Here is a 13,342-nt window from a genome sequence, read left to right as displayed (position 1 = left end):
GATCGATCGAGGTCTCGCGGGGCGAATCGGCGCGTCGAGCGCCGAAACAAACGACGAACGTTATACCCGTTCCCGCTGTGTTCCGCAAGTCTCTGCCACGCTCCGCCAAAGTGGAGCCGCGCTTACAGGCAAGGATTGTCCCCTCACATCGGCCCGTCGAGACGCAGGACCTCGACGACCGCGCCCGTCTCGAGCGGCGCGGCGCCGGCCTCGCGCACGATCAGAGCGTCCGCGCGGGCGAGCACGCCGAGCATCGAGGAATCCTGCACGGGTGCCGCCTCGACGAGCGGCAGCGCGCCCGGCCGCGCGGTGAGGTTCGCGCGCAGATAGTCCTCGCGCGCGTCGTTCGCCGGGAGCGGCGCAGCGAGGATCCCCGCCTGCGTCGCCATCTCGCCCGCGCGCGGATCGCCGAGACGCGCGCGAATCGCCGGCTGCAGGAAGAGCAGCGCGCAGACCATCGAGGAGACCGGATTGCCGGGGAGCCCGAGCACGAGGAGCCCGTCGAGCGTGCCGAACATCAGGGGCTTGCCCGGCCGCATCGCGATCTTCCAGAAGCCGAGCGCGAGCCCCTGCGCCGCGAGCGTCTCCTGGACGAGATCGTGCTGGCCGACCGAGGCGCCGCCGAGCGTCACCAGGATGTCGGGGGCCGCCGCGCGGGCCTCCTCGAGCTTGTCGCGGATCGCCTCCACGCTGTCGCGGGCGATGCCGAGCGGGATCGCCTGCCCGCCGGCCGCCTCGACCATGGCGGCGATGGCGAAGAGGTTCGAGGCGACGATCTGGTCCGGCCCCGGCACCTCGCCGGGCAGGACGAGCTCGTCGCCGGTGGCGATCAGCGCGACGCGCGGGCGGCGGCGCACCTGCAACGCGGCGTGGTTCATCGCGGCGCAGAGGGCGAGCGCGCGGGCGTCGAGGCGACGGCCGGCGGGGATCAGCACGTCGCCTTCCCGAAAATCGAGGCCCTCGCGGCGCACGAACCGCCCCGCCGCCGCGCCCTCGCGGATGAGCACGCGCCCGTCCGGCAGCGCCTCGGCATTCTCCTGGACGACGATCGTATCGGCGCCCTCGGGGATCGGCGCGCCGGTGAAGATGCGCACCGCCTCGCCGGGCCCGACCACGCCCGAAAAGCGCTTGCCGGCGGCGGACGTGCCGATCGTCGCGAGCGTCGCCGGCACGCGCGCCACATCCGCCGCGCGAACCGCCCAACCGTCCATGGCGGAGGCCGCGAAGGGCGGCTGGGTTCGGGTCGCGACGAGGTCCTCGGCGAGCGTGCGCCCGGCGCAGGCGGAAAGCGGCAGGCGCTCGGGGTCGGTCGGGCCGCTCACGGCCGCGAGGATGCGCGCGCGCGCCTCGGCGACCGGCAGGAGGCTCATGGGTCGGCCTTGTAGGTGCCCGAGCGGCCGCCGGTCTTCTCGAGGAGCCGCACGCCCTCGATGCGCATCTCCTTGTCGGCGGCTTTCACCATATCGTAGATCGTGAGACAGGCGACCGACACGGCGGTGAGCGCCTCCATCTCGACGCCCGTCTGCCCCGAGACCCGCACCTCGGCGACGACCCGCACCCCCGGCAGGGCCTCGTCGAGCGTGCATTCGACGCGCACCTTGGTGATGAGCAGCGGGTGGCAGAGCGGGATCAACTCGTGGGTGCGCTTCGCCGCCATGATCCCGGCGACGCGGGCGACGCCCAGCACGTCGCCCTTCTTGGCGTCGCCCGCGCGGATGACCGCGACCGTCTCCGGCTTCGTGATCACGAACCCTTCCGCGATCGCGGTGCGGGAGGTGACGGCCTTGTCCGACACGTCGACCATGTTCGCCTCGCCGGAGGCGTCGATATGGCTGAGCTCGCTCATGCCGCCTCGCGGGCGAGAAGGGTGCGGGTCGCGGCGGCGACGTCGGTCTGCCGCATCAGGCTCTCGCCGACGAGGAAGGTGCGGATGCCGACCCGCTCGAGCCGCGCGATGTCGGCGGGCGTCGCGATCCCGCTCTCGCCCACCACGATGCGATCGGCGGGGATGCGCGGGGCGAGCGTCTCGGAGACCGTGAGGCTCGTCTCGAACGTGCGCAGGTTGCGGTTGTTGATGCCCACCAGCTTCGCCGAAAGATCGAGGGCGCGGGCGAGCTCGTCCGCGTCGTGGACCTCGACGAGCGTGTCCATGCCGAGCGCGGTCGCCGTGTCGACGAGGGCGCGCGCGGCTGCATCGTCGAGGCTCGCCATGATGACGAGGATGCAATCCGCGCCCCAGGCCCGCGCCTCGTAGACCTGATAGGGCTCGAACAGGAAATCCTTGCGCAGGACCGGCAGTCCCGAGGCCTCGCGGGCGGCGGCGAGATAATCCGGATGGCCCTGGAAGGAGGGCGCGTCGGTCAGAACCGAGAGACAGGCGGCGCCGCCCTGCGCGTAGGCGCGCGCGAGCGCGGGCGGGTCGAAATCGGCGCGGATGAGGCCCTTCGACGGGCTCGCCTTCTTGATCTCGGCGATGAGCGCGGGCTCGCCGCGGGCGATCTTCGCCTCGATGGCGGCCGCGAAGCCGCGCGGGGGCGGGGCGGCGGCGGCGCGGCGCTCGATCTCGGCCTGCGGCACGGCCGCCTTGGCGGCTGCGATCTCCTCGCGCTTGTAGGCCTCGATGCGGGCGAGAATGTCGCTCATGCTCAGCCCTCGACCTTCGAGGCGGCGACGAGGCGCGCGAGCACGCCGCGCGCGGCGCCCGAATCGATCGCCTCCTCGGCGAGCGCACGGCCTGCCGCGAGATCCGCCGCCTTGCCGGCGACGACGAGGGAGGCGGCGGCGTTGAGCACCGCGATGTCGCGATAGGGCGTCTTCTGCCCGTCGAGCACCGCGCGAAGAGCCGCCGCGTTATGGGCCGGGTCGGCGCCCTTGAGATCCTCGGGGCGGGCGAGCGGCAGGCCGACGTCGCGCGGATCGATCTGGAAGGTGCGGATCTCGCCGTTCTCGAGCGCGACCACCTCGGTCGGCCCCGTCGTCGTGACCTCGTCGAGCCCGTCCGAGCCGTGCACCACCCAGACGCGCTCCGAGCCGAGCTCGCGCAGGGTCCGCGCGAGGGGCTCCATCCAGGCGCGGGAGAAGACGCCGAGCAGTTGGCGCTTGACGCCGGCCGGATTCGAGAGGGGCCCGAGCAGGTTGAAGATCGTGCGCGTGCCGAGCTCGACGCGGAAGGGCGCCACGTGGCGCATCGAGGCGTGGTGCGTCTGCGCGAACATGAAGCACAAGCCCGCTTGCGCGAGACAGGCTTCGAGCCGAACGGGATCGAGCCCGAGCCCGACGTCGAGCGCGCCGAGCACGTCCGCCGCGCCGGATTTCGAGGAGGCCGCGCGGTTGCCGTGCTTCGCCACCGGCACGCCGCAGGCCGCGACCAGGAAGGCCGCGAGCGTCGAGATGTTGTAGGAGCCCGAATGGTCGCCGCCGGTGCCGACGATGTCGATCGCGCCCGCAGGCGCCTTCACCCGCACCATCTTGGCGCGCATGGCGGAGGCCGCGCCGACGATCTCGTCGAGCGCCTCGCCGCGCACGCGCAAAGCCATCAGGAAGCCGCCGGCCTGAGCGGGGGTCACCTCGCCGGACAGGAGCGCGTCGAAGGCCGCGCGCGCCTCCTCCTGGGAGAGCGCCGCGCCGGTCGCGACCTTGGCGAGATAAGGCTTGAACGCGTCCATCCACCACCTCGAGAGCCCGGACCTGCCGTCGGGGAGGTCTTCCTTAGCAAGGCGGGCGGCGAGGGGGAAGAGCTTGGGGGAAGTACGCTGGGTCAGCGTTTAGCTCGCACGAACAAGCCCCGGAGCCATCCACCGCACCCTCCGTCCGCTTGATCCGCCGCCACCATATCGCGTTGAAGACGAACAGATGCAGCGAAGCTCGTTTAATACGACGGATTCTCCTGTCAAGTGTGCAAGCTGCGCGACAGATAGTCCTTGATTTGAAACAGGTTAACCGAAAATCTTGACGCGTCCTGTTCTCGGATCATTATCTTCAGGCGATTCGAAAATGTGCGATTTCGAGAAGCGTCGACAAACGACTGGGCGATTTTTTCTACCACCTTGTTTCGCGGCAGGGCTACACGACCTCGTCCTGTTCCAATCAACGGCATGATAATGTCACCAAGCTCCGCCTTTTTAGCCATGTTTTCCCAAAGCTTTTCGAGCGATTCCTCAATCATTTTAACTGAAGATTCTGCTGTACCACTCTCGTTCAGTCGCGACATAGCAACAAAATAGAAATTTTTACCATGAGTGCTTACACGAGCAACTGTGCCGGGTGCATACTCCTTTTTCTTGCCGGGTGCGTCGTCCCGAGACGTGAACGGTTCGCCCGTGAGAGAATGCTCAAGCTGCCTGTCAATTTCCTGCGTATTACCTGAGAAGAACTTAAGCGCTAACTGCCCTTGGAGACTTTCGGCCGAGATAAGGCCGTTGCTCATATCAGTGTCAAAAGTTGTATTAGAGCTTACTATCACCTCTCCTTGTTCTGTAAAAAGATCGCCTATCTTTACCTCGATCGAGCAATCTTTGCTAGGAAGCTTATAGTGAACACGCCTCAGCGGACGCCGAACTGACAAAACCCATAGTAACGCTACCCCTAAGATAAAAATGAACCCGTATTCGGAATGCTTATCACGGGTGTATACGGCAAAAAAGTCTGCAAGCTGAACTGCGAGAAACAAAATGCCCACGGCCGCCAGAAAATTCGACATCGCCTCCCGAGAGAATAAAGCATGCCGCCAAAACGCAAAGGTCGATATGGATTCAAGAAAATAGCGCATTAAAGACCGAGCCTCTTGTAGACTTCTGTAGTATAATAGTACGGTCCAGATTTACCTGCACTTGTCAAATGTCTGTGCTCCGGTGGCCATTCATCAAGCGCATGCGCGATGATTCTCATGTTGAAGGAAACATATACAGAGAGACTGTGCCTTATAGCGGGAGGACACAAACCTTCTATGCTCCTACTTCCATTGAGATTTACACCAATTATCGGGAGCCCAAGCCGTAAAGCAGTTTCCATTTCCCACTTCACGAATTTTCTCAGATATCTTGTTTTCTCTCCGATCAGTACAACAAAGGTTTTTGAGTTAGCGAATCTTACCCGAAGTTGCCGCTTGATACTTTCTTCTAAGCTGCTATCGCGTGCGGTGTTAAGATCATGTGCATTGTGGAAATTGAACGATAGACCGTCATTGGCCTTCCACGCGGTCATTAGGCGATAATAGGCCATGTCGGTGTCGCCATCGAAACAGATGTAGGTCTTATTGCGATAAGGCATATAAAATTTCCTATCGCACGGCGCCTCGCAATAAATCCATAGGCGATTTAGAATCGCAAGGTCCTTCCTGGTTTAGAAAAACTGTAAGTTCAGGTCCTGCTCAACGCAAGAGAGCAGATTCAGTTTTCCCCCCCTCCCCTCACGCCGCGAGGAACCCCCGGGCGCGGATCGCGGCGAGGATGCCGCGCTCGACATGGCCGATCGCCGCGTCGAGCGCGGCCTCGTCGGCGAGCGCTTCCGTCCGCTCGCGGGCTTCCTCGCGGGCGGCCTCGATCTCGTAGCGGCGCAGGAGGACGAGGAGGCGCCCGGCTTCTTCCGGCGGCAGGCTCGCGCAGGCGGAGAGCACGCGCTCGATCATGCGGCGCGAGAGAGCGAGGCCCGCGGCGCGACCGTCGAGGCTCGCCTCGCGCACGGCCGAGAGTGCGGCGACGAAAGCGGGGCGCAGGCCCTCCGGCAGGCCGGAACGGGCGTAGAGCGCGGCGAATCCCGGAGCGTGCGGCTCGGCGGCGAGACGCGCCACGCGGCTCGGCGGCAGCCCCGTGAGGTCGGCGAGCGCCGCCTCGACGAAGGGCATCGCGCGCGACAGGACGGCGCGCAGGAGCATCGCGGCGGTGAGCTGACCCGTCTCGCGCAGATGGACGACGAGGCGCCGCGCGTCCTCGTGCGCCGCTCCGGCGGAGAGCGCCACCGTCGTCTTCTCGCGCGCCTCGCGCGTCACCCGCTCCGAGCGCTCCGGCGAGAGCCAGCCGCGGCCGACGACGAAATCCTGCAGGCTGCGCGCGACCGCCACCGCGACCGCCTGGCGGATGTCGAGCGGGCAGTCCGGCCGGGCGATGAGCGCCTCGCGCACGGCGCCGTCCTCGCCGCAGCGCTCGAGGATGCGCGCGAGGCTCGCACGCGCGATCTCCGCGCCCGGATTGCCGAGGAGCTCGACGAGCGCTTGAGGGTCCGCGACCTCGGCGAGGGCTCCCGACACCGCCGCCGAGAGGCGCGGGCGCAGCGCGATCGCCGTCTGCGCGAAGGCGTCGCCGAGCGCCGCGCAATCGACGAGGTCGGCATCGCTCAGCATCGGCGAGCGGGCGAGAACGAGGGCGGCGATTTCGCTCTGGTCGCTCGCGAGGGCGAGGACGACGGTGCGCGGCGCCTCCGCCGCATTGGCGAAGCACTCGGCGAGCGCCCGGCGCACGATCGGCGAGGGATCGTCGAGCATGGCGACGAAGGCGGTCTCGGCGTCCTCGCGGTCCTGCGGCGAAAGATCGGAATAGAGATAGGAGCGGGCGAGCGCGCTCAGGGCCTCGGCGCGGTCTCCGGCGCTCGCCGTGCGGGCCCACAGGAGGAAGCGGCGGACGATCATCGCGTGCCTCGCGTGAAGGCCGACAGATCGAGCGGAGCCTGCGCCGCGGCGCGCGGGGCGGCGGCGGAGGACCGAGCGGCCGGCGCGGAAGCGGGCGGCGCGGCGGGCGGCATCGCGGCGCCCTCCCCCGCCCAGAGGCTCGACACCGCACCCGAGACGGGGCTGCGCGCGGTGTCGGTGCGGAAGAAGCCGTGGAAGGCCGGCCCGTCGGCGCGCGCGAAGGCGAGCGGGGCCTCCTCGCCGAAGGCGGGGGCGGCGTCTCGGGCGCGCGCCCCGGCGCGTTCCTGCGCCTGGGCGATCGCGCGGTAGAGCCCCGCGACGTCGCGGGAGCGCCCGTCCGGCTCGAAGAACAGAGCCCGGTTCGCCTGGGCCGCGCGCGGGAAGAGATCGGCGGCGGGCGTGTGCGGGGCCTCGCGCACGGCCCGGATCAGGCTCGCGGCCCCGCTCGCGCCCATCACGTGGGCGACCGCGAGATCGCTCTCGGACGGCTCGCGACCGAGTTCGGCGGCGAGGAGATCGCGGTTCTGGCGGGTGAAGGCGCCCGCGAGCCGCGCGGAGATCTCCGGGTCCTCGCGCAGAGCGAGGATGGCGTCGCGCTGGCGCGGGTCGGCGACGACGTGGCGTCCGTCGCCCGCGCGCGTGATCGCCTGCGCCTCCGCGCCGAGCCCGATGCGCGGTCCCTCGCTGCGCACGAGCGACAGCCAGGTCTCCTCGATGAACTGGAACAGGCCCGCGGCGCTCGACGTGCTCGCCCGCGCGGACGGGTCGAGCGCCGATTCGCGTTGCGCGGTGGCGAGGAGATAGTCAAAACCGACATCGCCGTCGCGCGCGCCGGCGCGGATCGCCTCGACGACGGGGCGCTGCGGCGCGCTCGAACTCTCGGGTGGCGTGGTGAACAGGAACATGGCCCGCCGGTCCTGGTCGCCGCTCGCCTCGCGACCCGAGGAGCGGCGCGACGACCATGGCGCCGTCATGGTAAACGAAGCCTGAATGCGCGGGCCGAAACGCGGACCTGCCGCAACGGAGGACAGCGATGATCGACGACAGCCGGCGTCACAAGCGGGGCGGCATCTACTTCGAGGATTTCGTCGTCGGCGCGGTGATCGAGCACAAGCTCACCCGCACGGTGACGCAGATGGACAACATGTTGTTCTCCAACATGACCCTCAACCCGCAGCCGCTGCACATCGACGCGCATTTCTGCGAGACCGAGACCGAGTGGGGCAAGCCCCTGATGAACTCGCTCTTCACGCTCGGCCTCATGATCGGCATGTCGGTGAACGACCTGACGGTGGGCACCACGATCGCCAATCTCGGCATGACCGACGTGCGCTTCCCCGCTCCCCTCTTCGAGGGCGACACGGTCCACGCGGCGACCGAGATCCTGGAGAAGCGCGAATCGAAATCGCGCCCGAACGCGGGCATCGTCACCTTCCACCACCGCGCCTACAAGCAGGACGGCACCCTCGTCGCCGAATGCCGGCGCCAGGCCTTCATGCTCAAGCGCCCCACCGCCTGAGGGAGATCCGCGATGCGCTCCTATCTCTTCGTGCCCGGCGACAGCGAGCGCAAGATCGCCAAGGCGCTCGACGCGGGCGCCGACGCGCTGATCCTCGATCTCGAGGATTCGGTCGCGCCCTCGGCGAAGGAGGCGGCGCGCGCCGTCGCCGCGCAGGCGCTCGCGGACGCCGCCTCGCGGCCGCAGCGCCCGCGTCTCTACGTGCGCGTGAACGCGCTCGACACCACCCTCACCGGCGCGGATCTCGACACGGTGATGCGGGCGGGGCCCGACGGCATCGTGCTGCCCAAGGCCTGCGGCGGCCGCGACGTCTCCCACATCGCGGCGATGATCGCCGTGCGCGAGGCGGAATACGGCCTCGAGGACGGGCGCACCCGCATCCTCGCGATCGCGACCGAGACCGCGAAGGCGGTGTTCGCGCTCGGCACGTTCGGCGGCGCGAGCCATCGCCTCACCGGCCTCGCCTGGGGCGCGGAGGATCTCTCGGCCGATCTCGGCGCGGAGACCAATCGCGACGAGACCGGCGCCTTCGCGCAGCCCTACCGGCTCGCCCGCGCCCTCACGCTGCTCGGCGCGGCCGCGGCGGAGGTCGACGCGGTCGACACGGTCCACACCGCCTTCCGCGATCTCGACGGCCTCGCCGCGGAGTGCCGCGCCGCACGCCGCGACGGTTTTGCGGGCAAGCTCGCGATCCATCCCGCGCAGGTGCCCGTCATCAACGAGACCTTCGCGCCCACCACCGAGGAGATCGCCAAGGCGCGCGCCATCGTCGAGGCCTTCGAGCGGGACCCCGGCGCGGGCGTCGTCGCGATCGACGGCGAGATGATCGACATGCCCCATCTCAAACGCGCGCGGCGTCTCCTCGCGCGGTCTTGAGCGCGCCCTCGGGCGACAGAGTCGATTCTTAACACTCCTCGGCTATGCTCTCCGGAAGAGCATTCGCAGGGGGGCGCCGGTGAGCAGGAGGAAGGCGGGGCGGCTGACGTTCGGCTGGTACCTCACGGCGTTCGCGCTCGTGCTCGCCCTCCCCCCGATCGTCTATTCCGGCTATCTGACGGTGCGTCTCGCCTCGGACGCGCGCCAGATGGTCACGGACGAGGTGCGCGACAAGGCCGCCACCGTGCTCACGGCCTCCGACGAACTCGTCGGCGCGACCATCTCCGCCCTCGACGTGCTGGCCGGCGCCCGCTCGCTGCGCGAGGACGATCTCGGGCCGTTTCTCGAGGAAGCGCAGAACGCCGCGCGGCGGCTCGATGCGGCGATCGTCGTGCGCGACGCGCAGGGGCGCCGCCTCCTGCACACGCGCATGCCCTTCGGCTCGCCGGTCGCTGCGAACGAACCCGACGAGAGCGAGCGCGCGATCCTCAACATCGTGGCGCGGACGGGGGCCCCGCACGTTTCGGGCTTTCACCTCTCGCCGGAAACGCGCGAGCCGATCGTCGCCGTCTCGGTTCCCGTCTGGGGCGGCATCGAGGTCAAGCGCATCGTCACCGCGGAGATCCCGATCGACGCCGTCCACCGCGTGCTGATCGGCGTCGAGCCGGAGGACCAGCCGTCGCGGTGGGCGTCGATCTCCGACGCGCGCGGCACGATCCTCGCGCGCTCGAGCCAGAACGCGACCTTCTCGGGTACGAAGCTGCCGGGCTTCGAGGAGCTCATCGGCCGCTCGGGGACCTGGCGCGGCACCAATCTCGTCGGGGTGCCGGTGTTCGGCGCCTATGCGCGCTCGCAGCTCACGGGCTGGACCGTGGCGGTCGGGCTGCCGGAATCCGCGCTCGAGGCGCCGCTGCACCTCTCCGTCCTGAAGCTCGTCGGCTTGGGCATCCTCCTCGGCGCGCTGGCCGGCGTCGCGGCGCTCCTCCTGAGCCGGCGGATCGCGGGCACCTACCGCACGCTCGCGCGGCTCGCGCGCGATCTCGGCGAGGGCCGCCGCGTCGACGCGCCCGACTTGCCGATCGCCGAGGCCGATCTCGTCGCGCAGGCGCTCGCCCAGGCCGCGCGCGACCTCGGCGACCGCGATGCGAGCCTCGCCGCCGCGCGGGCCGAACTCGAAGGCCGCGTCGCCGAGCGCACGAGCGCGCTCGCGGAGCAGACCGAGCTCCTCACCGCGACGCTCGAGAACATGGATCAGGGTCTCCTGATGATCGACCGCGACGGCCGCGTCGTCATCTACAACCGGCGCGTCACCGAGCTCCTCGACATCCCCGAAGAGGTGCTCGCCGCGGGTCCGACCCTCGCCGATCTGACCATGTTCCAGGTGGAGCACGACGACTTCGTGAGCGAGGACGACGCCGCGCGTGCCTTCGACAATCTGCGACGCGTGATGGGGCCCTCGCACGTCTACGAGCGCCGTCGCTCGAACGGCTTGGTGATCGAGGTGCGCACGGTCCCGCTCGCGGGCGGGGGCGCGGTGCGCACCTATACCGACATCACCGCGCGCAAGCGCGCCGAGGAGCGCATCGCGCACATGGCGCGCCATGACGCGCTCACCGCGTTGCCGAACCGCGTGCTCCTGCGCGAGCGGCTCGACGAGCACCTCCACGCCCGCGCGGCCGCGCCGCTCGCTTTGATCTGCGTCGATCTCGACCGCTTCAAGACCGTCAACGACACGCTCGGCCATCCCGCCGGCGACGCCCTCCTGCGCGGCGTCGCGGAGCGCGTGCGCGGCGTGCTGCGCGAGGGCGAACTCGTGGCGCGGCTCGGCGGCGACGAGTTCGCCCTCCTCCAGACCCAAGCCGAGCAGCCGCACGGTGCCCGCGACCTCGCCGAGCGCCTCGTGGCGGCGATGCGCCCGCCGATGAGCGTCGAGGGGCACCGCATCCCCGTCGGCTACAGCCTCGGCATCGCGGTCGCGCCGCGGGACGGGACGAGCGCGGACGCGCTGTTCAAGGCCGCCGACCTCGCCCTCTACCGCGCCAAGGCGGACGGTCGCGGCGGCTATCGCTTCTTCGAGCCGGCGATGGATGCGGCCGCCCAGGAGCGCCAAACGCTCGAAGTCGAATTGCGGGAGGCGATCGCGCGCGACGAGCTCGAGGTCCACTACCAGCCGATCCTCGACCTCGCGACCGACCGCGTCTGCGGCCACGAGGCGCTGGTGCGCTGGCGCCATCCCGCCCGCGGCCTGCTTTCGCCCGCGATGTTCGTGCCGCTCGCCGAGGAGATCGGCCTCATCGACGCGATCGGAGCGCGCGTGCTCGCGCTCGCCTGCCGCGAGGCCGCGCGCTGGCCGATGGAGCTGCGGGTCTCCGTCAACGTCTCCGCCCGCCAGCTCGAGGGCGACGGCCTGTTCGACGCGGTGACGCGCGCCCTGCGCGAGGCGCGGCTGCCGGCGAGCCGGCTCGAACTCGAGATCACCGAATCCGCGCTGATGCAGGATGCGAAGGGCGTCCTGCGCGTGCTCGGGGCGCTGCGCGAGATCGGCGTCTCGATCGCGATGGACGATTTCGGCACCGGCTTCTCGTCGCTCGGCTACCTGCGCCGCTTCCCCTCCGACAAGATCAAGATCGACCGCTCCTTCGTCCAGGACCTCGACAACCCGCAGACCGCGGCGATCGTGCGCGCGATCGTCGGGCTCGGCGCGCGGCTCGGCATGACGATCACCGCCGAAGGCGTCGAGACGCAGGAGCAGCTCGCCCTCGTCCGCAACGAAGGCTGCTCGCAGGCTCAAGGCTATCTCATCGGCCGCCCCGCCCCGCCGAGCGCGCTCCCCGCCCGCGACGCCAGCGCCGCCTGAAATCGCAGCGCGGGACTTCCGCCCCGCTCGCGCGTTGTCCTCCCCGTCCGGTCGGCGCTAAGGTGCCGGCACATTCGACACGAGGAGACGAGCATGGCTTTCACGCACGCGATCGATCAGGCGCTCGGCCGGAGCATCGGCGGGCCGGGCATTCCGGAGACGGCGATCGAGGCGGCGCTGAAGCTCTCCGAGACGGGCATGCAGCGCCTGCGCGAGGAGGAGCAGAGCGGGCGCCTGCCGCTCCTGTCGCTTCCGCACGAGACCGAGGATCTCGCGGGCATTGAGGAGGCGGCGGCGATGCTGAAGGGCAACGGCGCGACCGACGTGGTCTTCCTCGGCACGGGCGGCTCCAGCCTCGGCGGCCAGGCGCTCGCCCAGCTCGCCGATTACGCGGTGCCGGGCGCCGGGCGCCTCGCCGAGGGCGTGCGCGTCCACTTCCTCGACAATCTCGACCCCCTCACCTTCGAGCGCGTCCTCGCCCGCCTTCCGCTCGAGACGACCCGCTTCGCCGCGATCTCGAAATCGGGCGGCACCGGCGAGACGCTGATGCAGACCATGGCCGTCCTCTCCGCCCTCGACGGGGCGGGCCTGCGCGGGCGCGCGGGCGACACGATCGTCGGCCTGTCCGAGCCGCGCGCACCCGGTGGCGGCAAGAATGCGCTGCGCGACCTGCTCGAGCCCGAGGGCGTGCGCTTCCTCGATCACCACACCCGGATCGGCGGGCGTTATTCGGTCCTCACCAATGTCGGCCTCCTGCCCGCCGCGATTCTCGGCCTCGACATCCGCGCGATCCGCGCCGGCGCGGCTCAGGCCTACGATCCGATCCGCGACGGCCTGCCCGCCTCCGAGATCGCGGTCGCGCAGGGCGCCGCGATCGCCATCGCCGGCCAGCTCGAGGGCAAGGCGATCAACGTGATGATGGCCTATGCCGACCGCCTCGAGCGCTTCACCCGCTGGTGGGTGCAGCTGTGGGGCGAGAGCCTCGGCAAGGACGGCAAGGGCTCGACCCCCGTCGCCGCGATCGGCCCCGTCGATCAGCACAGCCAATTGCAGCTCTATCTCGGCGGCCCCAACGACAAGCTGTTCACGGTGGTGACCGTCGAATGCGCCGGACAGGGACCGCGGATCGCGGCCGATCTCGCCGAGCGCGCGGGCCAGGCCGGTTTCGCGGGCAAGACGATCGGCGATCTCGTCGCCGCGCAAGGGCGCGCCACGGCCGACACGCTCGCCAAAAATCACCGCCCGGTGCGGCGCATCCACCTCGAGCGCCTCGACGAGCGCGCCATCGGCCGCCTTCTCATGCACTTCATGCTCGAGACGATCCTCACCGGCTACGGGCTCGGCGTCGACCCGTTCGACCAGCCGGCGGTGGAAGAGGGCAAGGTGCTCGCGAAGCGCTATCTCGCGGAGGGGTGAGGGAGACGAAGCCCCCCGTGTCATCCCCGGCCGGAGCACGCGCAGCGTGCGC

The 13,342-nt window shown here is 69.8% G+C and carries 12 protein-coding genes; 4 read left to right on the top strand and 8 right to left on the bottom strand.

What is annotated here, in order from left to right; genetic code table 11:
• Positions 1–143: 143 nt before the first annotated feature.
• The 8 genes from glp to ACK4UM_RS07355 form a co-directional block, all read right to left on the bottom strand.
• Entirely contained in the window at positions 144–1,370 is a 1,227-nt protein-coding gene (gene glp / locus ACK4UM_RS07390) for a gephyrin-like molybdotransferase Glp (RefSeq protein WP_409797345.1), read from the bottom strand.
• Positions 1,367–1,846 carry a cyclic pyranopterin monophosphate synthase MoaC gene (moaC, locus tag ACK4UM_RS07385; RefSeq protein WP_409797343.1) on the bottom strand — a complete coding sequence of 160 codons (480 nt, stop codon included), beginning with the start codon at positions 1,844–1,846 and terminating at the stop codon, positions 1,367–1,369. The genes glp and moaC overlap by 4 nt, the downstream gene beginning before the upstream one ends.
• The gene (gene trpC, locus ACK4UM_RS07380) at positions 1,843–2,643 is read right to left on the bottom strand and encodes an indole-3-glycerol phosphate synthase TrpC (protein WP_409797341.1); all 801 of its coding nucleotides are present in this window, start codon (positions 2,641–2,643) and stop codon (positions 1,843–1,845) included. The genes moaC and trpC overlap by 4 nt, the downstream gene beginning before the upstream one ends.
• Positions 2,644–2,645: 2 nt before the next feature.
• A complete protein-coding gene (gene trpD, locus ACK4UM_RS07375) occupies positions 2,646–3,665 on the bottom strand; it encodes an anthranilate phosphoribosyltransferase (RefSeq protein WP_409797339.1) in 1,020 nt (339 codons plus the stop codon).
• Positions 3,666–3,889: 224 nt separating this feature from the next.
• The gene (locus ACK4UM_RS07370; protein WP_409797337.1) at positions 3,890–4,768 is read right to left on the bottom strand and encodes a macro domain-containing protein; all 879 of its coding nucleotides are present in this window, start codon (positions 4,766–4,768) and stop codon (positions 3,890–3,892) included.
• Positions 4,768–5,268, bottom strand: coding sequence for a TIR domain-containing protein (locus ACK4UM_RS07365; RefSeq protein ID WP_409797335.1), 501 nt, complete (start codon positions 5,266–5,268; stop codon positions 4,768–4,770). The genes ACK4UM_RS07370 and ACK4UM_RS07365 overlap by 1 nt, the downstream gene beginning before the upstream one ends.
• 139 nt (positions 5,269–5,407) lie before the next feature.
• The gene (locus tag ACK4UM_RS07360) at positions 5,408–6,622 is read right to left on the bottom strand and encodes a DUF2336 domain-containing protein (protein WP_409797333.1); all 1,215 of its coding nucleotides are present in this window, start codon (positions 6,620–6,622) and stop codon (positions 5,408–5,410) included.
• Entirely contained in the window at positions 6,619–7,527 is a 909-nt protein-coding gene (locus ACK4UM_RS07355; protein WP_409797331.1) for a lytic transglycosylase domain-containing protein, read from the bottom strand. The genes ACK4UM_RS07360 and ACK4UM_RS07355 overlap by 4 nt, the downstream gene beginning before the upstream one ends.
• 128 nt (positions 7,528–7,655) lie before the next feature.
• Here ACK4UM_RS07355 and ACK4UM_RS07350 point away from each other — a divergent pair, with 128 nt between their 5' ends.
• From ACK4UM_RS07350 to ACK4UM_RS07335, 4 genes are all read left to right on the top strand, one after another.
• Positions 7,656–8,141 carry a MaoC family dehydratase gene (locus ACK4UM_RS07350; protein ID WP_409797329.1) on the top strand — a complete coding sequence of 162 codons (486 nt, stop codon included), beginning with the start codon at positions 7,656–7,658 and terminating at the stop codon, positions 8,139–8,141.
• Between the two features lie 12 nt (positions 8,142–8,153).
• Positions 8,154–9,017, top strand: coding sequence for an HpcH/HpaI aldolase/citrate lyase family protein (locus tag ACK4UM_RS07345; RefSeq protein ID WP_409797327.1), 864 nt, complete (start codon positions 8,154–8,156; stop codon positions 9,015–9,017).
• Positions 9,018–9,096: 79 nt separating this feature from the next.
• A complete protein-coding gene (locus ACK4UM_RS07340; RefSeq protein ID WP_409797325.1) occupies positions 9,097–11,874 on the top strand; it encodes an EAL domain-containing protein in 2,778 nt (925 codons plus the stop codon).
• Positions 11,875–11,967: 93 nt separating this feature from the next.
• A complete protein-coding gene (locus ACK4UM_RS07335) occupies positions 11,968–13,290 on the top strand; it encodes a glucose-6-phosphate isomerase (protein ID WP_409797323.1) in 1,323 nt (440 codons plus the stop codon).
• Positions 13,291–13,342: the final 52 nt, after the last annotated feature.

The sequence above is a fragment of the Salinarimonas sp. genome (genome assembly GCF_046292825.1).
Classification (GTDB): Bacteria; Pseudomonadota; Alphaproteobacteria; order Rhizobiales; family Beijerinckiaceae; genus Salinarimonas.
The sequence above is the reverse complement of the archived record's forward strand: the minus strand, read 5'-3'. Positions and strand labels throughout refer to the sequence as shown.